We start from the raw sequence: 21,985 nt of genomic DNA, 5'->3' as shown, positions 1-21,985 counted from the left end.
TACTTGATACTTACTACTTGATACTAAATAATAACTCCCCGCCTTGCCTGCACCCTCAGGGTCCTTTTTCAAAGAGACCCCGAAGGGACAAAAAAAAAGTCTTAACTCTTGATTCTAACCTCTCGACTCTTCTTACGCCGCGTTCAAAACTACTTCTTCAGCTTCTTTATTTCCTTATCAAAATCGCTCTCAAAGTTTTTATCCTGGGTTACCCGGAATTTGCCGTATTGCATTTCGGCCGGTTTCATGGCAACTTCATGGCTCACCTTACCCGCATCGTTAAGGATTTGGTAATCGTTAAACTGTAAAAAGGCATCCAGGCGACTTGTCCAGTCGGCCATCTTCATGGCAATTTGGCGCGAGGCCTGTAACTCGGCATAATCCAGGTACATGGTTACCACCCGCTCCAATTCCTTTATTTCTTTTTCAACCAGGTAGTTTTTAGCAGTACCAATATCGCCTTTTAATATTTTGCCCTGCGGCGCATTTTTCCACGTTTGTAAACCCATATTGGGTTTATCGGCATCGGCCCTTTCGGCAATTATCTGGGCGGCTGTTTTGCCCGATATGGCAAAGTGCAGCTTGTTTTGCACGGTTTTAAAAAACTTTTGGGTTATGTCGGCATCTTTGCTATAATCTATACTGCACTGCTCGTATATGTCGGTTATTTTCAGGTAAAAGCGCCTTTCACTGGCACGTATCTCCCTAATCCTGTCCAGTAATTCATCAAAATAATCTTTACCCAGTCGTTTCCCTTGTTTTAGCCGTTCATCGTCAAGTACAAAGCCTTTGATAATATATTCGCGGAGGGTTTTGGTGGCCCAGATCCTGAATTGCGTGGCTTGCATACTGTTAATTCTGTAACCAACTGCTATAATTGCATCCAGGTTATAAAATTCAAGTTTACGTTTTACACTTTTGCTGCCTTCCTGCCGAACTGTTTCCAAAATGGAAACAGTTGCATCTTTTAACAGTTCATTGCTTTCAAAAATGTTTTTTAAATGTTTACTTATTGCCGGTACTTCTACCCCAAAAAGTTCGGCCATACGCTTTTGTGTAAGCCAAAATGTCTCGGCGTTAAAAATCACCTCAACTTTTACATTGCCTGCGGGGGTGCTATAAAAAATGATATCATTTAATTCCGAAAATTCACCCATATTCAAAGCCATTTTTATTAAAACGCCTTAAAGTTAGCTATAATTGTTAGCAATTTAACGCGACTTTAAAATGCGATTTCGGAATTCGGATGTTCAATTTCGGATTTTTTGTCCCCTCAGGTTCTCTCAGCGAGGAACCTGAGGGACGATGCCCGTTGTATCCAGATAATTCATCGCATGGCCCGCACCCTCTGGGTCCTTTTTCAAAGAGACCCCGAGGGGACACTAAATGATTTCGGAATTCGGATGTTGGATTTCGGATTTTTGAATATCCAAAGCGCCGGCTCCGTGCGATTCCCTCCCTCGGGAGGGTAGGGAGGGGTTTCTCCACCCTGCAACTCCGTGTGTCAAGCCAAATGATTTCGGAATTCCGGATGTTCGAATCCCGAAATCAAAATTTAGAATCTAAAAGCTCTCTGTCCCCGCGCACAAACCAAAAAAAGTCTTACTACCTGATACTTACTACTAAAATGCCCCTTCGAATCCGCCAAAAAAGTCTTAATTCTTGATGCTAACCTCTTGACTCTTCCAATCCTCTCCCAAAAAAGTCTTACTACTTGATACTTACTACTTGATACTAAAATGGGCGTTCCCTGCGGGCCGGGCTGTACGCTTATACGCCTGCAGGCATTACGCTCACGGGCCTGTATCCGCTGCCATCCCTAACGCGAACGCCGGGAAACAAACCCAAGTACGGCACCTTTGGTATAAATGCTGAAACGGTTTAGCACGAACATTAAAATGAGTAAAGGCGGAAGATGCTAATACGTTTTAGCGCAGATGTTGAGTAACGGTTTCAGCATTGGCTCACCTGTGCCATGATCGGTATTTGTTTAAAGGAAGTCACAAGTGCCCCTCACGCAGGCAGCTGCACAACACTTGCGCTAAGGGGGGATTAATTTTTATTTTTGATCGAACTGTAGGTTCGAATTAGCTGGCTGGGCTTCTTTTATTTAGGATTTAACGAACATTGAGACGAATAAAAGAATTACGAAGTATTTTAAAAATGGATATTCATTAACCCCAATCTTTTATCAATAAAAACATGAGTAAGAGAGATTACAATTCACAGGCAGAACTTTTAGTTAAAGTTATTGATATAGCAATTGATTGTTTTAATAATACTCCTCCTGAAGGATGGAACGAGGATCATATCAAACAATTTATTCACGTTTACCTAGAATATAAGAATGATGTTATCAACCCAGAACCAAGATTCCATAACATTAGAAGTCTTAACCAGACTACGAACCATGTTTTAACATACTTTCAAGAAGGTACAGGTAAGGCTGTTGATGCTTTCTGGAAAGAGATAAACATAAAAAAGTTGGATATAAAAAGGGTTAACAGATTTGAAAAAATTCTTAAAAGAGGAAAAATAAAAAATCACATCGAGTACGATGTAATCATAGATTTATATAATTCATATATTGAAACTAATATGCTACCTAAACAGGATGTTGACAAAATCAATGATTTAATCTTAAACTTTGAAAAAGCAAATAGTTAAAAAACTACTTGCTTTTGGTTGTTTTTAGCGGGTGTAATTTGTGCCCCCCCTAAATGTTTTTGTACAGGTAAAGTTGCCCTGGCCGCTGTAGATAAAACAGCTGGGCCATAACCTGCATGATGATTTCTATCCCTATCCTCACGTTTTAGCGCAGGTGTTTAGTAGTGGTTTGAGCATTGGCTCACCTGTGCTATGATCGGTATTTGCTTAAAGGAAGTCACAAGTGACCCTCACGCAGGCAGCCGCACAACACTTGTGCTAAAGGGGGTATCCAGTAAAATACTATCCATTGTTACCGCCCCTTATTTCGGCAAGCCACGCGTCCACATCATTTACACCCTCCCAATTGCCGGCCGCCCGCGAAATTAATAAATCCAATTCATGCCGGTTAAAAACAGGCTCATAATCAATATAGTCTATCAGCCTTAAGTCAAATGGCTTACCATCGGCCAGGTTTTGCTTGCCAGATACACGGATACCATACACCTTGTAAAGCCGCTTTTCACCTTCAAGCAATTGGTTTTTGGTGGCACCAACTACCAGCGTGCCATACTCTTTGGTCAGGATATGGAAGTTGGGGTTATTGCCACCTTCGTTATTTATTTTGCCGTATAATACCATTTCGGTATTAATGTAGTTGGCTGCGGCGTTATAGTAGCCGGTATCCTTAGTTATGGTAAGCGTTTTGGTATCCGATTGCGAACTGCCAAAACTAATCTCTAAATTCTTTTCTTTGGCCTTTTGCTGAAACCGGGCAATAATTTCGGCCCGTTTATAATCCAAAAAATCGGCTGTACCGCGGTTTGCAATTTCGGTAGTGAGGCCGTTAAATAACAGCACTGCCGAAATAGGCAAATAAAACAAATGCCTGGCCGAACCCTCCTCTAACCCGTAAGCAATGTGCGGCCGCTCGTTTTTTTCGGCACGACCGGGATACAAAAAGGTTTCCACATCGTTAATCATCTCCTTTATTTCGGCAATGTCAACGTTTTTCGGTTTAATTGGCTCATCACCAATTTTGCCGCTTATTGTTATAGCTATGTAACCCTTTTCTTCCACAGTATAAAGTTAGCGATAATTAGGTTTGTTGCAAGATGTGGGCGATGGAAATATCCCAAACTGTTTTTAATATGGAATACTTGAGCAGATCGCTAAGTAAATATGATACACGCTATTGTTTATAAATTATCTTACACAACCTACAATGGGGCATAGCGTTTACCTATCAGTGGGGCACACGCGAAACGCGTGCGCCAGCGGGAGAAGAACTGCTACGGGCAGCTGGAGCAATAAAGCTTGTCAAAGTTCAATATCGTTAGTTTATAGTTATACTATCGTTATATTCGTTTATGGGTACACATCTACGGTTGTCTTTTAGGCTAATCTTGCATGAGCGAGAGAAAATTAAATTATTAATCCAGGCTATTGCTAACCATTCGCCAAGCCATCCGGTTTACATCGTTCAAATGGAAGATTGTATGCAGATCAATTTTGACCATGAATGGGATATTACCGAAATCGAACGGGAATTCGCGGGCAACTTTCCAGACTATGAATATATAGAAGATATTTCCAACGGAAATGAAGAAGTATTGTTGGGAATCGACCGCATGCAGAATCCTACCAGCTCGAACAGTTGGGGGCAGACTTGGAATGAAGACACATTGATTTCTTACAGATACCTTGTTAAAAAGAAGAAGCGTGAGCCCATGAAGCCACCACATCCAAAGTTCTGGGTACTGTTCGGAGAAGAGATCAAAGAATATAGAATACATATCTCACCTGGATATATTGAGGGAACAAACCGAAAAGGTTTCTTCGTGATTAAGCCTTCTTCTGATAGTAGCAAAAAATCGGAAATAGTATCTGGATTAATGCAGGATGAGTCAATGGCTTTCTGGGAAGGTTATCGCATGATGGAGAGCTCAATTGAAGCAGAATATGAGGTATATCTTAGAAAACAGCTCACAATTTCGAGAAGAAAGAACAAACGAAAGATATAAAGTAATTTTATCTCTACCAACATTTCAAGAAGTAGCCTGTGGAACACGATAGACTAAAAATAGATGATTTGTCAGTGAGGAAAACAGCATGTGTGCAACGGCAAGCAGCTTAAAACTGCAATCTTATGATTTCTTAGCTAATCAGGTCTATTGTTGCAAATGGCTTTGATAAATCACGGTATTGTGATATTCGATACAATAATTATCGACCCGATGTAAAGTCGACTTGAATTTTGATCTATCAAGTTTTATTGCACCCAAATCTAATTGAACATGACAATTTGGACAAACACATATCATGTTTTTCATAGTGTCAGCCCCCTTATGGGGGGTGCCAAGTGGGACAATATGATGCACTTCTGAATAGAATTGGTCAGCCCCGATAACCAATTGTAGTCCACAAAGTTGACATTTGTCGCTGTACAGTTTTTTTAGAGTTTTTACAGTTTTTTTGTTACGTAAAAAAACATCGATAAAACGCTTTGTTCGTATTACAGCCTCATCATCTCCTTTATTGCTGATTATAAGGTTTGTCAATTTAAGTTTTTGCTCGTCAGAAAAAATGATATACCCAGGGATGCTATTAATTCCATTTTTAACATGCAATGTTTGAGCATGTTGCAAATATGGACTTTCCAAATAAGCTTCTGGTGTTTGAAATACCACGTATCCTTCTGCATCTATCAATGCACTGGGGAATCTTTTTAAATGATGATACCAATACCCATTATTTCGATAAAGCGAATGCTGGACTTTTAAATCGAGAATTTTCACTATCTGTCCTGCCTTCATAAGATGCGTTTAGGATTCACTTTCTTTTGCTTAAGTTCTTCTGCTGTAAATTCAAGAGGAACTCGGTTAAGGGCTACCGCATCATTAAAATGTCTGTTCATCCAAAGTACCTCGATTCGCTTTGAGCTTTCACCGTTAGAGCCTTTTGTATACGTTTCTATCGACTTTCGACTCCAACCGCGCGTCGTAGTAAGGTTAGCATTATACAAATCATTGTCATAGCCGCTAATAAATATCATACACTGCGCTGTATTGGCTAAATTCAATAACTCTAAATGAAAAGCTTCATTATTTGCATCGATATTGTACCCATTTGTCCTGTTGCCCAAGTAGGGTGGGTCCAGGTACATGAGGGTAGCCGGACGGTCTAAAAAACGTCTCATTAACTTAAGAGCATCTTTATTTTCTACCCTAACTGTTTTGAGACGTTCTGTAACTACTTTTAACCGTTTTGGTAAATTATTCCATCTGTTTACTCTGGCTTCGTTGCCGTTACGCGTGTAGGAATCTGAGTAAGAAAAACCCCCACGCTCGTCCCCAAAAACTCCATTTATAGCCATCATAGCTTGTATTGAGAACCTTCGTGCTCTTTCGAGATTTGACAATTCGGGGGTATGCACCCGAGCAAGGGCCAACTCAAATTCTGAATAAGGGGTCAGCTCAATTAATCTTGACAGTTCCTTATAGTTGTCGCGAAGCTCCCTGAAAAAGTTAACAATTTCGCTATCAATATCATTGATAATCTCTATTTGGGCAGGTATCTTGGACATGGTGAGTGCCGCTGATCCGCAAAAAACTTCGACCCAACAGCTGTGCGGCGGAAGATTATGACAAAGCTGTAAGGCTATTTTACTTTTTGACCCAAAATAGCCAAACGGTGTATTTATTTTTTTTAGTTTTTCAGTACGCTTGCGTGCCATTAGAAATTATTCTTATTAATAAATAATCTTTTGTACGCACTCACGTCATCATCGAATGATTCATCGTATATGTCCAAATTGTATATGTTATAATCTTGTTCAATTATTTCGTACATTTTTTCAGCTTTTGCTTCTAAATTTTTTTTTATGTCTTGGTCGATTGAGTTTTCATATTGTAAAAAATAATAGTTGGCCTCATTTATTTCAGAGCCGCCGACCCGATGTATCCTATCCAGTGATTGTAAATATTGAGCGCAGTTATATGATAAGTCATAATAAATAGCATGAAAACAGGTTTTGTGCAAGGAAATTGATTCTGCGCAAGCTGCTGGGTTAGCAATCAAAATATCTAAACCGCTATTGACTTCCAAAAAATCATCCCTAATGTCCTCCCTTGTTTTTTCTTCCCCAAATATAGCCGAATCATCTTTTCTCACAGGCGTTTTTCCATAAATCAGTTCGGCATTTTCCCCAATTGATTTAAAATGAGATTTGATAAGTTTCAGCGTACCGATAAAATTAGACCATATTAACACTTTTTTTTTCTGTCTCCTCAGATCTACTACAATATCTGTTAATGCCTGCAATTTACCGGGAATTTCTATTTTACTGTAGTCGCGAATCTTTTGTTGAAGATCGGAGTTGTCAATAAATTTTTCTGTGTAATCATCAATTGTAGAAAGAAGCAATCCTGGATTTGAAACGGATTGCCTTAATCGCATCATTCGCCCCCGCCACAATTTATTTAGGATTTCTTCATTTTTAAAGTAGTCTGTTTGACTGAGATCAATAATTTTGGCTTTGACGTAATTGTAGATTGTCAATTCAGTTTCGTTCATTTGTACAATTACTGGGGTATGAAATATTGCCGGTATAAGGCCTAAATCTTTTTTTCTAACTCTGTAAAATAGAGGCCCTACTCGGTCACTAAGTAAAAGTTTAATTTCGTCGTTGGTCTTTTTCTTTTCCCATATTTCGATTTGTATTTTGTCATCCTGAGAAATCGGGGTATTTTCCTCCCAAAGGAAGTCAAATAGATTAAATAGATCTTTATAACTCTTCGGCATCGGTGTGCCAGTTAAAATTCCTTTAAAAGCTGCGTACCGTCCAATTTCAAGTAGAGAATTGGCCCATGAGCCACCTAATTGTTTTATATAATGTGCCTCATCTACTACGACAAATGCACTGATTCCGACTTGGGAAATAAATTTTATTACTTCTTTGTAGTCATTTAAAACAGTATGAAATGTGCTTAGATATAATTCATGCGCTTGCTCTTTGGACCTGTAGTATTCACTTTTTCGAAATGCCTTATTACCGCCGGACAAAATCAATGAGTCGGGTTTCCTCCCTAATGTTTCATGAAATTCATTTTTCCAAGGTTGGAAACATGATGGGGGGCCAACAATAAACAAAACATTACATCGCCCTTCCTGCCGTAGTTTTTCATAAACTGACAAAATGGTTGATGTTTTACCACTTCCTGGCACAGAGAAATTAGCCCCATTTCCTAAGGTGTAGAAATGGAATGCAGACTTAATCTGATGCGATTTTAGTTTGCGTGGTAAAGTTCGGGTAAAATGATTGAATTCAATAAAAGATTTATCCAAAAATGCTTCTTCTTTGATCTCTCTAGCTTTATTGAAAACGCTTTCTAAAGCGTTTCTTTTCTCTTGAAATAGCCTCACTAAAAGTGAAGTACTATCTGACAATTCATAAACGATCAATTCCTCATTAAAATAATCTGTAATTCTGATCAATTCAGGCTCGACAACTGCTGTTTCTTTTACAAGAGAACTGTTTTCCTTTCGAAAGCCAAAGTACTCTAATTGCGATATCTGGTACTTCTTTAAAGTTTCAATACCATCAATTATAACAGAATTACTTTTACTTATTATCTTCAATTATTAATGCTTTTTGGTTAACTTCTTAATTTTATAACGTGCGTCATCTATCGCTTTATGAATTATGCCCGCTTCTTCAATAATATTATTTGCGAGGTCTAAGGCTTTCTCATAGTATTCCGTCCCCATGTTTTCAATTTTTAAATGATCATGCTTTAGCTTTTTAAGAGCATCCTCTAAAAGTTCTAAGGGTTTGTCGCGCTCTTCCTGGTTGGAGAGGTAGCGATGTGCTTGAATAAGATTTCCCAATATCTGCTCTCTAAAATTCGAACCCCATTTATCGTCAATATCTCTTTCACTAAGTTTTTGCCCGCTTTGATCGTATTTCATTGTGTCGGGGATATCTTCCGGTACCTCTTCTGATATTTTTAATATGAATTTTTTTGCGTCGTCGTTGTATAAGTATTTAGGTAGTTTCCTGACAAAATCATGCACCTTGCCGATTTCTGTCCCTTTGACATTCAGGCTTCTTTTTCTTATTATCTTGAAAACAGCATTTTGAATCTTGCCAATTTCGTTTTCCTTGATCTTTAGCTGGGAAAGTTTTTGTTTATTTTTTAATGTACCTGAAAGAAAATTACTATAGTCTATAAAGGCTTGCCATCTACCCTCGCTATCGCCTGCACTTTCGGATATTGTGTTGTACATTCCCTTCCTATTAAACGTATCGAGATAGCTATCAACACATTCTAACGGCTGAAGGAAGTTTTTTTCGAAATCTTTTACTTTTTTGTCGAATTCCTTTGATGGTAGTTCGTGATAGTTGGGGTCATCCCTAAGCTGAGCCTCCAATGAGAATCCATCTTCTATATTTCTTCTATATTTTATCGCGCGATTTAGTCCTTGATATTCAGATTTTCCTTCACTTTGCAATTGGTAACGATTCTCAATCTTTTGAATTTCCAGTTCTGTTACCCCTTCTGGTAGTATTACCACCCTCATCATTTCAAATTGAGAATCTTGATTTCTGGCTTTATACAATTCTTCTAAAGCCATTTTTCGTCTGTTCCCATTAATCAAATAGCCGTCACACGTAATGATAGCAGGACGTTGCTGACCCTTTTGAGAGAGTAACCGTTTTAATTCTTCATTTTTCTCTTTGTCATTGTTGAGAAGAAACTGCCTTAGATGCTCCTGAGTTGAATCATCGTCCTCGTTCAGAACAAGATTGTTTTCCATCTCATAACTTTCAACCTCTGCGATAATCCTGCCATTATTTTTTCTAAATCGTAGATGTTTAGTGGGTATTACATCAATCGTCCTTTCAAATCGCTCTTTTAATTCATTCCTAAAGTCGATCACCTCCATTGAAGGCGGACTAGCTTTTTGTTTAAATTGATCAATAATGCCTTTGAAATTTTGATTTATTTTGCGCGCTCCATCAATTTTTAAGCTTGTTTTATCCATCCCGTAATAATTTTTTTGAACTCCGATTTGATTTTCGATAGTTTGCGTTGTAGCTTGATTGTTAAATTGAGTGCCAGAGCCATGATTTGTATTATTCTGATTCATATATTTTTCTATAGCATGTTCAACAATCGAATCTGTCACAGCATAATGATTTCCAGTAAATCTTTTTTCGTGTGTTTCCTTATAATCCTGTAGGATATTGGTCGTATACTTAATGATATCATTGGTTATTTTGTGATGTTTACCACACATCAAAATCAAATTTTCAAAACTTCTTCTAAATTCATCATTAGAAGATGGATTATATCGCTCGCCGCCCTTTTCGGCCGCTTCAATATGGCATATTTCGCCCAATATATTACCTGTAGCATCAACCATATGCTCCCTACAACCTGGGAAAGCGCATAAGTTACCTGATAAACCAAACAGCTTTTTAACGGAAGAGGGTCTTAATGATATTCTGGACATATTTGGTCAAGGTTAAATTTACCCTTTATTATTGGACTCATATCGGTTAGGAATAACGGGTTTTAAATGTAGGGATAAAGAGGTTATTTCAAATCTAACTGACTTTCAGTGTAAAACAAATAAAACGAGTAACTATTTTAAACGATATAATTATTGAGATTAATATTTATCAGAAATTCTTATGATACGGCCTCCTCCGCTGCCGCAAGGGTCTTCCTTGTGGCCCGCATGCAAATCACGATGTCTGTGTAAAACTCTAAGCTTAAATTATTCGCAGCTCGCGTTAGTGATGGCAGTGGATACATCTTCATGTTATTAAGTTAAAGACCTTTTCCCCCAGCGGGGGAATAGCTTTGTAGCAGAAAAACAAAGATGGTGCTCCGTGCCAGAGGTACGCAACCCTAAGTTGCGTACCTCTGGCACGCAAAAACGTTAATTTATTCGGGCTACAAAGCTTTTGCTCCTCTGGAGCATCCTGTCAGCTTCATCATAGCACAAGTGTTGTGTGGTAGCCTGCGGGTTAGGCTGCTTGTGACTTTTATAGACGAATGTGAAGCACAGGCAGGCTCTTGCTCAAGGCCTGCGCTAAAAAGGACTGATATGTCACCCTTTCAGGGCTTTGGTTGATATGGTTTTTGTCGATGGGCGATGCCCATCGCAGGCGGATGTCGCCCTTTCAGGGCTGGGCTATGGGGGGCAGTTTGGTACATAACCCGGTTTGAACTTTGCCGGCCCTGAAAGGGAAGATATGCCAACGCTTCTTTGGTTCATTAGTTCAAGGTTCATTAGTTCATTGGTGGGATGGTTCGTTAGTTGCAAGTCCAACATGTTGTACTTTCGAGGTGCGCAGGCCTGTCACCCTGAGCCTGTCGAAGGGTCGCGCGGAGAGGCCTTTGCCCGCTATGCTTCGACGGGGCTCAGCATGACAGCCCTTTTTACGATGTCATGCTGAGCCCGCTGCCGCCCCGATAATATCGGGGTGCGCCCGCATGCAAATCGCAACGCTCATTTGCAGCACAAATCAAAAATCTATCCCCGCAGCTCGCGTTAGTGATGGCAGTGGATACCGGCCCGGCGCCTAATGCCTTGTGCGCGTATGAACGTACAGCACGGGCCGCAGGCAACGCCATTTTTAAATTCAAAAGTTAAAATTCAAAAGTTAAAATTCAAAAGTCAAAAAGGGGATTTGTTCATTAGTTCATTGGTTCATTGGTGGGAAGTTCATTAGTTCATTGGTTCACTGGTTCATTGGTGGATTAGTTGGAGTTCATTAGTCACTGGTCATTAGTCATTGGTGGGATGGCTGGTTAGTCATTAGTGGGAAGTTCATTAGTTCAGTGGTTCATTAGTTTGTTGGTAGCATAGTTTATAAGTAGTACGTTCATGAGGTGGTTGGTGGATTGGCAGGTGGCTCATGGGTAGCATATTGGCGGTCGGCTTGGTGGTGTTGGTTTTTGTAAAAGGGATATTTATGGGTGAGGGCAAATAATTTGGTAACAATGGGGCGTTAAATGCATCATATACCCAATTTATAAACCGGAACCCTGGACGATGATGAAGAAACATGCTGTTTTAATTGGTGTAGTAATTGGGCTGATTTTGATGGGGGTTGCCATTGGGCTTTACCCGGGCGGCACCATGTTTGATGAAACTACCGTGGGCTTTAGCTGGAGCCGGAATTTTATAAGCAACCTGTTTGGCGCCAGGGCCCTAAACGGCGCCCCAAACCCGGCCATGATTTGGGCATACGCGGGGATGCTGCTGTTCCCCTGTTGTTATGCGCTGTTTTTTGTGCATATGGCCGGCAAAATACCGGTAAAAAACGCGGGCATTATACTTAAATTCCTGGGGTTGACTAATGTTGTTTTCACGTTTTTAACGGTAACCCGTTATCACGATTTGATGCTGATTATTTCAACCAGTTTGTTTTGGACGGGCATAGTGATCATTACGGTTTATATCCTGAAAACAAGGCTGCGGCTGTTTAAGCTGCTTTGTATTATTTGTTTGCTGCTTTTTTACTACGGCGTGTACCTGTGGGCCACCAGCAACTGGGACCTGCTGCCCACGATACAAAAGGTAAATTTCGCCACTTCGACCCTGTTGATTTTAGCGCTGGAGTATTTTACCAAAGCGGAGGATTTCGCTGACGTTCATTAGTTCAAGGTTCATTAGTTTATTGGTGGATGGTGGGTTAGGTTGGCGGGAGATGACCGCCGGAGACTATCCGATTTCCCTGTCATCCTGAGGAACGAAGGATCTGCGGGCTGTGCATGACCGACAGAAAAGTTGGCTAATAGATGCTTCGTGCCTCAGCATGACAGGTTCGGTTTTATACAAACATTGGCTTTGAACGCGGGCCACGACTCACCCCGGCTACGCTTCGCTGGCCGACCCTCTCCGGCTGCGCCGCAAAGAGGGTTGAGAAAATAAAAATAAACTTTTTAGCCCCTCTATGCGACGCAGTCGGAGAGAGGGGCAGACGGGCGAAGCCTCGTCGGGGTGAGTCGACTCGCCGCCATGCGATATACGCCGTTTTTCCTTCATCCCCCGTTTTTTACCCCCGCATGACGGTGTCAATTGCTATTAAGTTAAGCAAAAACACAGGTATAATAATATCGAATAATGAATTTTGAATGTCCAACACCGAAGTTTTTCCTTCATTATTCGAAATTGGATATTCAGTGTTCGATATTAAATCGACCTTAATTCCTTAACTTAATAGCATTGATGACGGTGTCGGGGGGCTATTGTTTAGCCAAAGTCATATCTGCCTTGGGGCCTCGTATTGCTGCGGGGTTTAGGTTTAAATTTGTGGTATGAGTTTAAAAACATTGGATAAACTAACTTATTCGGTACTTGATTTGGCTACCGTGGTTGAGGGGCACCCCATTGCGGATACCTACCGGTTGAGCCTGCAAAACGCACGGCAGGCCGAGCAGCTGGGCTATACGCGCTACTGGTTTGCCGAGCATCATAATATGATTGCGGTGGCAAGTTCGGCCACGTCGTTACTAATTGGTTATGTGGCGGGCAATACGCAGACAATCCGCGTGGGTTCGGGCGGGATTATGCTGCCCAATCATTCGCCGCTGGTGGTGGCCGAGCAGTTTGGCACCCTGGCCACCCTATACCCCAACCGGATTGACCTTGGCCTTGGCCGTGCCCCCGGCACCGACCAGGTAACCGCCGCGGCCATCAGGGGCGAGAACATGAACGCGTCGTTTTACTTCCCCCGGGATGTGGAGGCGCTGCAAAAATATTTTTCGGCCGATAATGCCGATGCCAAGGTTCGCGCCATTCCCGGCGAGGGGCTGGAGGTACCGATATGGATCCTGGGATCGAGCACGGATAGCGCCCGGCTTGCCGCGGCCAAGGGTTTGCCCTATGCCTTCGCCAGTCACTTTGCGCCGGCCTACTTTAAGGAGGCCATTAAAATATACCGCGACAACTTTAAACCGTCGGCCGTGCTGCAGCAGCCCTACGTGATGGCCTGCGTAAACGTAGTAGCCGCCGATACCGACGAGGAAGCCGAATACCTGGCCACCAGCGTAAAACAAATGTTTATGGGCATAGTTACCGGCAAGCGCCGCCTGCTGCAACCCCCGGTTGAAAGCATGGCCCACATCTGGAACGTGTTTGAAGAGGAAGCCGTGATGCAGATGCTGGCCTACTCGTTCATAGGCAACAAGCAAAAAATTACCGCCGCGCTAACCGATTTTGTGGCAGAGAACGGGGTAGACGAAATTATGGCCACATCGCACATTTACGATAGCGAAGCGAAGCTGAAATCGTATAAACTTTTCGCGGAGGTGGTGAAGGGGTGAGTGGTGAGTGGGAAGAAAAAGTCAGGCCGGCCCGTTAGCTAAACGGACCGGCTTGACGGGCAAAATATCTTAACTCCTGACTCTATCTTATGCGTTCGCCAGCGCCCTATCCAAATGGGTGTACCCGCCGTCGACGTATACCAGTTGGCCGGTGGTGTGGCTGGATACGGGCGAGAGCAGGAAGGCGGTGGTGTTGGCCAGTTCTTCGGCGGTGGTCATGCGGTTGCCCAGGGGTATTTTGGATTGAATTTCTTTGAGCTTGGCTTCGGGGTCGGGCAGGGTTTTTATCCAGTTTTCGTAAAGGGGTGTCCAGCACTCGGCCACCACAATAGCGTTTACGCGGATCCCATATTTCAGCAGCTCCACGGCCCACTCGCGGGTTAAAGCATTCCGCCCTCCGTTTGACGCAGCGTAGCCCGAGGTATGGCCCTGGCCGGTGTCGGCAGTTTTGGAGGAGATGTTGACGATGGAGCCTTTGGTTTTGATGAGTTCGGGCAGGGCGTAGTGGGCCATCAGGTAATAATGCACCACATTTTTATGCAGCGATGCCATGAAGGCTTCGTAGTTGCCGCTCTCTAAGCCCACACCGTCATTTACCCCGGCATTGTTTACCAGGCCATCTATACGACCGTATTGGGCGATGATAGCATTAATGGCATTTTCGCTGGCTTTAGGGTCGGTAAGTTCGGCCACTACCTGGAAGGCCCGGCCACCTGCGGCTTCAATTTCATGAACCACTTTAAGGTTATCGGCCTCGCCGCGGCCTACAATAACCGGGATGGCCCCCTCGGCAGCCAAAACTTTAACAATGCCCTCGCCTATGCCTTTGGCACCGCCTGTTACTATAATTACTTTATCTGTGAGTTGTAAATTCATGGTATATGGGTTAAGCCCCCTCTAAATCTCCCCCTGAAGGGGGAGACTTGAAGAAGTATTTATTTAATGTGTTATATCTCTATCAACTTTGTTATTAATGTGCAACGCTCATGTCAACCTTTTCCTTAACCCGCAGGTTGGTTAATGCAAAATAAAGTACAAACACAAAACAAACGGCAGGTACCAGGTATGCCAGCTGGATGTTGTGGTATCTATCGGACACCAAACCCAGTATCGGCGGGAAAACCGCTCCGCCCACAATGGCCATAATAACCAGCGACGAGCCCAGTTTGGTTTTTGGGCCCAGCCCCCGGATACTTAACGAAAATATGGTAGGGAACATGATTGACATAAAAAACTCGACCCCCATCAGGGCATATACCGCCAGTTTGCCATGCAATACTACCGCCAGCACCACCAGGAAAATATTGATGACACTATAAATGGCCAGCAGCTTAGCCGGGCGGATGTACTTCATCAAAAAAGTACCAATAAACCTGCCCGACATAAAGCCCAACAAGGCAACAGACAAGAATAACGAAGCCGGTTTTTGGGCGATACCTGCCACTTTACCCGCAAAACGGATAAAAAAGCTGCTTACACAAACCTGGGCACCCACGTAAAAAAACTGGGCGATAACGCCAAGCACCAGGTTTTTGGTTTTAGCCGAGGTTTCGGCGTGCGATGCGGTGGTGGTTTCTTCTTCGTCGGTAATTTCGGGCAGCGAGGTTTTATACAGGATGATGGCCAGCAGCAAAACCACCGCCCCGATGATTAAAAAGGGAACCTGCACGGCCGACGCCTCTTTATTAAGGTACTGCGCCAATTGCGAGGCCCCCATGCTTTTTTCCTGGTCGGCAGTTAAATTGGTTTCGGAGAGGATAAACAGGCCGCCTACGTAGGGGGCAACTGTAGCCGCCAGTCCGTTAAATGATTGCGCGAAGTTGAGTCGGAAGGCTGCGCTTTCGGGATCGCCAAGAGCGGTCATATAGGGGTTGGCAGCAGTTTCCAGGAATGCCAGTCCACAGGCGATGATGAACAAGGCCGTGAGGAAGAAAGCGTAACTGCGTACCGACGCAGCGGGGTAAAACAAAAAGGCACCCAATGCGCAAAGTGTTAGCCCTACAATAATACCGCCTTTATATCCAAATTTTTTCATGAACAGCCCTGCCGGTATAGCCATCACAAAATAACCGATATACGAAGCTGAATCGACGAGGGACGATTGCAGATCAGTCAACTGACATGCTTTTTTGAGGTGGGGGATAAGTATGGGGTTTAAATTTAATGCAAATCCCCACACAAAAAACAGGGAAGTGATGAGGCCAACGGCAAATAATTTTTTGTCTTTTGACATAATTGGGTTTTGTTATAATTGGTTTATTGTGTTGCTTTTATTTTAATGCTGATGTAATATCTTTTATTGAAACACCGAGGGTTTTCAGGGCGATGGTATTGAGCGCTTTTTCGTCCCCGGTAAAGTGGAATACGCTGTGTTTGTGCGCCAGCTTTTGGCCGGGTTTTAGAAAAGCGGTGGGCGATACGCTTTCAATTTCGTAAAAAGGGCCCATCTGTTTGCCATCTGCCAGCGGCCCGTCGTTATAAGCGTTTACGGCATCGCCGCTGTAGGGGGCGGTATCGGTTTTCCATTCCTGGTTAAGGTATTTGGCGCTGCTGTCGATATCAAAAACGGTGATGGTTAGTACCCGGTTACTGGCATCGTAGCTGCCGGCCATGTTTTTGGCCCGGTTTGGCGGGATGCCCAGCTTACCGCGCGATTTGCCATCGGCTTTAAACAGCAGGATTCCTTTGTTGTAGGTGATGCGGTCTTTAGCAATCTCGCCAAAGTAATTGGTGGTGGCAACCTTACCGGTGGCGCTATCAATGTAAGGTACCACAATAACTGTTTTGGGCGACGGGGTAAACATATCCAGGTTCCAGAGGCAGGGTGCGCCGGTGGTTTCGTCCCAGGCTGTGTTGCCTGTGTTGGTGATTGTATTTACCGTAGCAAAGCCAACCGATTTTACCGTATCGCCCGGGCTGATGCCCAGCAACCGGTTAATCACTTCAGGTTCCAGGATCTCGATATCCCTGTCGAGTTTGATATCCAGTTGAGTACCCGCGTAGTTTTGCAGTCGGGTAGTTTTACTCATTGATACCTTTTTATCCGAAGAGGAAACCAATTCCCAGCTTTCGTTATCAACCGCGGCCGGGGTGTGCCAGTTATCAAATTCCATTTTGGTACCCGGTTTAAAGAACAGCGAGAACCTGCCGCCTTCGGGGCCGAGCCAAAGCCTGTCTTCGCCGCCAAAAGCGTTCATGTGTGGGTCGGGCTGTTTCAGATCGAAGGTTTCGTATTTTATCCAGCCGAAGCTTTTGCCGTCAAAACCATCAGCGGTGGAGGTAAATACTTTAGCCTGGTATTTGGGAGATACAGCTACCATACCCAAACCATTGTTGGTTTTTAAGATAACGATGCTATCATGATGTAATAAAAAGTTAAGGTCGAATATAAAGCTGCCTTTGGGTGCCTTAGGCATCATCTCCTTGCACGATGTAAGCGCTACTATTGTTAAAACAAACACTAAAACTTTACCTCCCTTCATCATATCATTATTTATGTTTTGGGTTAATACCGATAGTATTGATCAGGGTGCCGATGTGGTCTATCGTAATATAAACTTCGTCGCCCACCTGCAAAGTGAACGTTGGCGGCGGTACGAGGCATGTACCCGTCATGAGGTAACAGCCCTGCGGAAAATCGCATTCGGCATATAAATAGCCCACCAGTTCGGTAAAAGAGCGTTTTATGCGCGATATGGTGGTTTCATCCTGGTACACCGCGGCGCCATCGCTTTTGATAAGCAGTTTGATGGCCGAATCAGCAGGCAACGGTTCTGCGCTTACATATAAACAAGGCCCGAGCGCGGCGCTTTTTTCGTAGATTTTGGCTTGCGGCAGGTATAGGGCATTTTCGCCCTCAATACTGCGCGAACTCATATCGTTGCCGATGGTATAGCCCTGGATATTGCCTTTGCTGTTGATGTACAGCGTCAGTTCAGGTTCGGGCACGTTCCATTCCGAATCTTTGCGGATGTACACCTCGCCGCCATGGCCGCTTACCCGGTAGTGTGTGGCTTTAAAAAACAGTTCGGGCCTTGGGGCATCATAAACCTTATCGTACAAACTGGCCCCGCCCGAGCTTTCTGATTCTTCCATCCGGGCGTCGCGGCTTTTTAAATAGGTTACGCCGGCGGCCCAAACCTCCTGCGTGCCAATGGGCGGCAGTACTTTGCTGTTGGTAAATTCCTGGTGTACGCCGGCGGTTAACGGCGTAGTATCGTCGATAACGGATTGCAGGTACGCGGCCAGGTTATCGCGGTTTACCAGTTTATCCCAGCTGTCATCAATAATGTAAGCGGCACCTTCATGCTCCAGCAGGATGCCTTTGGCAATTTTGTATAGCTTCATCAGTTTACTTCCAGTTCGTCGCGCGACGGTAATTTGGGGAATGGGTTAGTTGGGCCGGTCTGGTACCAAAACACAGTAGATGCAATATCGTCCTGCAAAGGCATATACCGCCCATCGTGTCGCCAGCCCAGTGCCTGTATAGTTACTTTCAGGCTTTTTTCAAACCTGATGGGGTCAACAATATGCCAGCGATACAGGCCGAAGCGCTGGGCTACGGTATAGTGGCCATCGCCACCAATTACCTGGGCAAGGCCGCTGTAGGGCGTATTAAATTCGGTGTATTCGGTTTCGTTCTTCTCTTTGCCGTTGGCGTCTTTATGGCGGGTATCAAAATCATATGATCCGCAAAAATAATCCTCGGTACCGGTGCCGTTTATGGTAGGGAATTTAGTATCGCCATCCATAAAAAACTTAATCTCGCCCTCGCCCCACCAGCCGTTTTTGTGGCTGCCATAAGCTAAATAAGTGCCCACATACTGCCCCTTGCCTGCAATGCTATCCACCAAAACATAATCTTTTTTATAGGGCAGGGGATTGGTACGGCGAAACTGCGCATGAAAGTAACCCGAATCATCCGGGATGTCTGTCAGCGTATAATCAACCTGGTAATAGAGCACCATGTCGTGATCATCAATATTTTCCATGGTGATGCGGCACTTTTTGCGGAACGGCATAGGCCAGTAGCAATTAAAAGCACTACCGGGGTTAACAGCCACCGCTAAACTGGCCAGGGGCGAATACTTACCCCAGCCCATGCAAAAAAAGTCGCCAACGGGTACCTCAACAGATGGGGTGGTTTCGCCATCCCAGTAAAAACGGAGTATACTGTAGCGCCAGTTGCCTGTAGGGGTCATCCAGATGTGCTGAATGGCACCACTTTCGTTAATTTCGGCAATGGTATAGGTGGTGTGTTTTTTGATGACTACACTTGGGCTCACCTTCCAGGTTTGGCCCAAATCGCGCGATGCGTTACCTCCCGTACCGGTAGTGGCCATGCCGCCTTTGCCTTTTTCGCCATTAAAATTCTCCGGACTTATCGACCGGGTTTTGGCATCGCTGGTGCGGTACAGGTTACTTAGGCCAACATCAAGGCCATTAAACTTTTTTTGTGCAAACGCGGCCGGTGCTGCCAGCAAAACAAACATCCAGCTAAACAATAACAAAACATAATTTTTCATCTTAAAAACATAGGTTATTTGTTAGTAAAAAATCAATAATGCATCAATTGGTAAAATGCAATACCTTATTTATTTGCTGTAACGCTTGCTTTATGCACAATAAGCCCAAAGCCGGTCACAATCATAAAGATAATTTTTTTTATTACAACCCGCTTTATTAGCATAAACTTCAAGGATATTAGCATGGGGGCGAAGCCCCTCCACAGGGCATTAGTTCTACCAGCGGAATCTGTTCCATCAACCTTGAAAAATGACTATAGAAATTAGTTTCTGAGCTATCCTAAGTACTAAATTGAATAAAACTTTTTGCAAATACACTTTATGCAACTTTTGACTAATTCGCATCTAAACGCTTACCTAAAAAATAATTTGTAAACGTTAGGTGCTGTTCTAACAATTAAAGAATTGGTGAATAGTGAGGTATAATCAATTGAAAAAAGTAGGCTGCGCTGACCTTACTTACACATGCGAATTATTAGGTGCGGTTGGGTATTTTTTGTTATCACTAATGTGGAAGAGGTATAGGAATGAAATTGAATAGATACGATTACAATGCCATTGTTTGCATGGTTTGAAGATCATCAGTTACTCTTTATTTATGATTTTCAGTACATCTCCGGCCCTAAGCCAACCCGGCAATCCAAATTCTTCCTCTTCAAGTTCATCGTTCCATCCTAAATAAATGATTTGGCCATTTTTATTAATAGTGACATTAGGGGGGATTTTCATGTTTTCGTCTCCGTTAATCTTCCTTTGATCATCCAATGTTCTTAAAATACAGCCGTCACAAAATTGTATGCGATCAGGATCAGACTTACAATGTAACTCCAGGCAGTATTCAGTTGCGGCCCGTGCTTCGGCAACTGTGATTTGGTAGGTTTCTAATGCAATCTCTAAATTAGCTTCAATAAATATCTGGGTTATAATATCCCAAACGGTAAGGCGCCGACCCACCAACGTCGGCATCCCGAAGCCTTTATTTTTTACACATTCAATCAGGCTGCTTTTCATCAAAGTATTGTTTGTTAATTAGCTAAGGATGCCCTGTTGTTACTTTTTTATTGTTAAAAGACTTAAGCGTTCACAACACCACATCGTCAACAAAATCTTCATTCATATAAGTTATCACTTCGTGATATCGTTCAATATTGTTTTTACTTACTATTTTAAAATCCTGCCACCACCATTCGCCATTAAATTGTTGGTAAATTAAAAAGATATCGCCGTTGGAGAACTCAACAAAATATGTCGTTACTTCATCTTCCCTTATTTTTATTATAGAAAGGTCGCTGCTTATCGCTTCGTAGTTGACCTTTTTCCATTTAAACAATTGGAAAATGTGGGCATCTGTGGCTATTGAAAACTTGTTTGAATCGAAAAGTAGATAGCCGCTATCAAACTGAAATATAACATTAAGCCCATAGTGGCTATTGTCTTCAGCAAAAAATAATATATCAACGAGTTTTCTATCCTGCATCTTGCTCATGACTGCCATCTGTTAAAAATAGAAAATCCAAGACAGATAAACAGATCGGGTTTAAAAGTTTCTTTTCCTTAATTAAAAAGGGTTTATTTTATATTTTCAATAATTATTGAAAATATAAAATAAACTATATCTTTGTGCTGTCAATCAACAACACTTAATAACAATGAAAACGCTTAATAACCACATGATCCTTTTCGATGCCGAATGTCCCATGTGCAGTGTTTATACCAAAGCCTTTGTAAAAACCGGTATGCTTGATAATGGCGGCAGGGCTGCTTACCAAACCATGCCCCAAAACGCCTGCCCTGTTTATGACAGGCAGCGCGCCGTTAACGAAATTGCCCTCATCAACCTTAAAAGCGGCGAGGTTACCTATGGCATCAAAAGCCTGTTTAAAATACTGGGCAATGCCTGGCCCGTATTTACCCCTTTGTTTACCTTTAAACCTTTTGTTTGGCTGATGAGCAAGGTTTATGCTTTTATCTCCTACAACAGGCGGGTTATTATTCCGCCTGTTCATGAGAACACGTATTTTGCTTATAAACCTTCTTTTAAATTACATTACCGGATAGCCTATTTGCTGTTTACCTGGTTTTGTACTGCGTTTATATTAACCCGGTACGCGCATTTGCTGGCGGGCATGGTACCGTTGGGCAATGCTTACCGCGAATACCTGATTTGCGGCGGGCAGGTATTTGTACAAGCAGCTGTGATCGGCATTTACGCCAAAGACAAAATCTGGACTTACCTGGGCAACATGATGACCATATCTTTTGCAGGCAGTTTACTGCTGCTTATCCCGCTTGCTGTTAGCCATTGGTTTCATACCATGCCATTAATGTATACGCTGTTCTTTATAGGCGTGGCCGGGCTGATGTTTTTAGAGCACATTCGCCGTACAAAGCTGCTGCAATTGGGCTGGGTGATGACTATCAGCTGGGTAACTTACCGTATTGTTTTATTGATCCTTATCCTAAACTGAT

19 protein-coding genes are annotated in these 21,985 nt (G+C 43.0%); 5 read left to right on the top strand and 14 right to left on the bottom strand.

Going from position 1 to position 21,985, the window contains the following annotated elements:
* Positions 1–149 precede the first annotated feature (149 nt).
* The gene (locus tag AC1RM2_RS12975; RefSeq protein ID WP_492985498.1) at positions 150–1,157 is read right to left on the bottom strand and encodes a virulence RhuM family protein; all 1,008 of its coding nucleotides are present in this window, start codon (positions 1,155–1,157) and stop codon (positions 150–152) included.
* Positions 1,158–2,202: 1,045 nt separating this feature from the next.
* On the opposite strand from AC1RM2_RS12975, the gene AC1RM2_RS12970 reads away from it, so the two are divergent.
* On the top strand, positions 2,203–2,667 hold the full coding sequence (locus tag AC1RM2_RS12970) for a hypothetical protein (protein WP_492985497.1): 465 nt from the start codon (positions 2,203–2,205) through the stop codon (positions 2,665–2,667).
* 282 nt (positions 2,668–2,949) lie between these two features.
* Here the strand turns inward: AC1RM2_RS12970 and AC1RM2_RS12965 are convergent, their stop codons facing one another.
* Positions 2,950–3,726, bottom strand: coding sequence for a hypothetical protein (locus tag AC1RM2_RS12965; protein WP_492985496.1), 777 nt, complete (start codon positions 3,724–3,726; stop codon positions 2,950–2,952).
* Between the two features lie 290 nt (positions 3,727–4,016).
* Here AC1RM2_RS12965 and AC1RM2_RS12960 point away from each other — a divergent pair, with 290 nt between their 5' ends.
* Positions 4,017–4,670 (top strand): hypothetical protein, encoded by a 654-nt coding sequence (locus AC1RM2_RS12960; RefSeq protein WP_492985495.1) that lies wholly within the window; start codon positions 4,017–4,019, stop codon positions 4,668–4,670.
* A gap of 147 nt (positions 4,671–4,817) precedes the next feature.
* Here AC1RM2_RS12960 and AC1RM2_RS12955 read toward each other — a convergent pair whose 3' ends face one another.
* From AC1RM2_RS12955 to AC1RM2_RS12935, 5 genes are all read right to left on the bottom strand, one after another.
* Positions 4,818–5,462 (bottom strand): HNH endonuclease, encoded by a 645-nt coding sequence (locus tag AC1RM2_RS12955; protein WP_492985494.1) that lies wholly within the window; start codon positions 5,460–5,462, stop codon positions 4,818–4,820.
* Positions 5,459–6,382, bottom strand: coding sequence for a DNA adenine methylase (locus AC1RM2_RS12950; protein WP_492985493.1), 924 nt, complete (start codon positions 6,380–6,382; stop codon positions 5,459–5,461). Before AC1RM2_RS12950 ends, AC1RM2_RS12955 begins: the two co-directional genes overlap by 4 nt.
* The gene (locus tag AC1RM2_RS12945; protein ID WP_492985492.1) at positions 6,382–8,286 is read right to left on the bottom strand and encodes an SNF2-related protein; all 1,905 of its coding nucleotides are present in this window, start codon (positions 8,284–8,286) and stop codon (positions 6,382–6,384) included. The genes AC1RM2_RS12950 and AC1RM2_RS12945 overlap by 1 nt, the downstream gene beginning before the upstream one ends.
* Before the next feature lie 3 nt (positions 8,287–8,289).
* Positions 8,290–10,164: a hypothetical protein gene (locus tag AC1RM2_RS12940; protein WP_492985491.1), complete on the bottom strand. Its 1,875-nt coding sequence runs from the start codon at positions 10,162–10,164 to the stop codon at positions 8,290–8,292.
* A 935-nt stretch (positions 10,165–11,099) separates the two neighbouring features.
* Positions 11,100–11,294: a hypothetical protein gene (locus AC1RM2_RS12935; RefSeq protein WP_492985490.1), complete on the bottom strand. Its 195-nt coding sequence runs from the start codon at positions 11,292–11,294 to the stop codon at positions 11,100–11,102.
* Positions 11,295–11,715: 421 nt separating this feature from the next.
* On the opposite strand from AC1RM2_RS12935, the gene AC1RM2_RS12930 reads away from it, so the two are divergent.
* Entirely contained in the window at positions 11,716–12,324 is a 609-nt protein-coding gene (locus AC1RM2_RS12930) for a hypothetical protein (protein ID WP_492985489.1), read from the top strand.
* Positions 12,325–12,983: 659 nt separating this feature from the next.
* On the top strand, positions 12,984–13,991 hold the full coding sequence (locus AC1RM2_RS12925; protein WP_492985488.1) for an LLM class flavin-dependent oxidoreductase: 1,008 nt from the start codon (positions 12,984–12,986) through the stop codon (positions 13,989–13,991).
* Between the two features lie 87 nt (positions 13,992–14,078).
* Here AC1RM2_RS12925 and AC1RM2_RS12920 read toward each other — a convergent pair whose 3' ends face one another.
* From AC1RM2_RS12920 to AC1RM2_RS12890, 7 genes are all read right to left on the bottom strand, one after another.
* On the bottom strand, positions 14,079–14,867 hold the full coding sequence (locus AC1RM2_RS12920; protein ID WP_492985487.1) for an SDR family oxidoreductase: 789 nt from the start codon (positions 14,865–14,867) through the stop codon (positions 14,079–14,081).
* A 94-nt stretch (positions 14,868–14,961) separates the two neighbouring features.
* The gene (gene fucP / locus AC1RM2_RS12915) at positions 14,962–16,224 is read right to left on the bottom strand and encodes an L-fucose:H+ symporter permease (protein WP_492985486.1); all 1,263 of its coding nucleotides are present in this window, start codon (positions 16,222–16,224) and stop codon (positions 14,962–14,964) included.
* 37 nt (positions 16,225–16,261) lie between these two features.
* Positions 16,262–17,476 carry a DUF6786 family protein gene (locus tag AC1RM2_RS12910; RefSeq protein ID WP_492985485.1) on the bottom strand — a complete coding sequence of 405 codons (1,215 nt, stop codon included), beginning with the start codon at positions 17,474–17,476 and terminating at the stop codon, positions 16,262–16,264.
* A gap of 4 nt (positions 17,477–17,480) precedes the next feature.
* Positions 17,481–18,338 carry a fumarylacetoacetate hydrolase family protein gene (locus tag AC1RM2_RS12905; RefSeq protein ID WP_492985484.1) on the bottom strand — a complete coding sequence of 286 codons (858 nt, stop codon included), beginning with the start codon at positions 18,336–18,338 and terminating at the stop codon, positions 17,481–17,483.
* Positions 18,338–19,516, bottom strand: a complete 1,179-nt coding sequence (locus AC1RM2_RS12900; protein WP_492985483.1) for a glycoside hydrolase family 172 protein — start codon at positions 19,514–19,516, stop codon at positions 18,338–18,340. The genes AC1RM2_RS12905 and AC1RM2_RS12900 overlap by 1 nt, the downstream gene beginning before the upstream one ends.
* Before the next feature lie 585 nt (positions 19,517–20,101).
* Positions 20,102–20,527 (bottom strand): DUF433 domain-containing protein, encoded by a 426-nt coding sequence (locus tag AC1RM2_RS12895; protein WP_492985482.1) that lies wholly within the window; start codon positions 20,525–20,527, stop codon positions 20,102–20,104.
* Between the two features lie 70 nt (positions 20,528–20,597).
* Entirely contained in the window at positions 20,598–21,002 is a 405-nt protein-coding gene (locus AC1RM2_RS12890) for a hypothetical protein (RefSeq protein WP_492985481.1), read from the bottom strand.
* Between the two features lie 163 nt (positions 21,003–21,165).
* Between AC1RM2_RS12890 and AC1RM2_RS12885 the strand changes: the two genes are divergently transcribed.
* On the top strand, positions 21,166–21,984 hold the full coding sequence (locus AC1RM2_RS12885) for a DCC1-like thiol-disulfide oxidoreductase family protein (RefSeq protein ID WP_492985480.1): 819 nt from the start codon (positions 21,166–21,168) through the stop codon (positions 21,982–21,984).
* Position 21,985: the final 1 nt, after the last annotated feature.

It is taken from the genome of Mucilaginibacter sp. GW822-FHT03E02 (assembly GCF_058801545.1).
The sequence above is the reverse complement of the archived record's forward strand: the minus strand, read 5'-3'. Positions and strand labels throughout refer to the sequence as shown.

Coding starts and splice junctions, on each gene's coding strand:
- AC1RM2_RS12975 (WP_492985498.1), bottom strand. CDS start 1,157: ATGGGTGAATTTTCGGAATTAAATGATATCATTTTTTATAGCACCCCC.
- AC1RM2_RS12970 (WP_492985497.1), top strand. CDS start 2,203: ATGAGTAAGAGAGATTACAATTCACAGGCAGAACTTTTAGTTAAAGTT.
- AC1RM2_RS12960 (WP_492985495.1), top strand. CDS start 4,017: ATGGGTACACATCTACGGTTGTCTTTTAGGCTAATCTTGCATGAGCGA.
- AC1RM2_RS12955 (WP_492985494.1), bottom strand. CDS start 5,462: ATGAAGGCAGGACAGATAGTGAAAATTCTCGATTTAAAAGTCCAGCAT.
- AC1RM2_RS12950 (WP_492985493.1), bottom strand. CDS start 6,382: ATGGCACGCAAGCGTACTGAAAAACTAAAAAAAATAAATACACCGTTT.
- AC1RM2_RS12940 (WP_492985491.1), bottom strand. CDS start 10,164: ATGTCCAGAATATCATTAAGACCCTCTTCCGTTAAAAAGCTGTTTGGT.
- AC1RM2_RS12935 (WP_492985490.1), bottom strand. CDS start 11,294: ATGGCGTTGCCTGCGGCCCGTGCTGTACGTTCATACGCGCACAAGGCA.
- AC1RM2_RS12930 (WP_492985489.1), top strand. CDS start 11,716: ATGATGAAGAAACATGCTGTTTTAATTGGTGTAGTAATTGGGCTGATT.
- AC1RM2_RS12925 (WP_492985488.1), top strand. CDS start 12,984: ATGAGTTTAAAAACATTGGATAAACTAACTTATTCGGTACTTGATTTG.
- AC1RM2_RS12920 (WP_492985487.1), bottom strand. CDS start 14,867: ATGAATTTACAACTCACAGATAAAGTAATTATAGTAACAGGCGGTGCC.
- fucP (WP_492985486.1), bottom strand. CDS start 16,224: ATGTCAAAAGACAAAAAATTATTTGCCGTTGGCCTCATCACTTCCCTG.
- AC1RM2_RS12910 (WP_492985485.1), bottom strand. CDS start 17,476: ATGATGAAGGGAGGTAAAGTTTTAGTGTTTGTTTTAACAATAGTAGCG.
- AC1RM2_RS12905 (WP_492985484.1), bottom strand. CDS start 18,338: ATGAAGCTATACAAAATTGCCAAAGGCATCCTGCTGGAGCATGAAGGT.
- AC1RM2_RS12900 (WP_492985483.1), bottom strand. CDS start 19,516: ATGAAAAATTATGTTTTGTTATTGTTTAGCTGGATGTTTGTTTTGCTG.
- AC1RM2_RS12895 (WP_492985482.1), bottom strand. CDS start 20,527: ATGAAAAGCAGCCTGATTGAATGTGTAAAAAATAAAGGCTTCGGGATG.
- AC1RM2_RS12890 (WP_492985481.1), bottom strand. CDS start 21,002: ATGAGCAAGATGCAGGATAGAAAACTCGTTGATATATTATTTTTTGCT.
- AC1RM2_RS12885 (WP_492985480.1), top strand. CDS start 21,166: ATGAAAACGCTTAATAACCACATGATCCTTTTCGATGCCGAATGTCCC.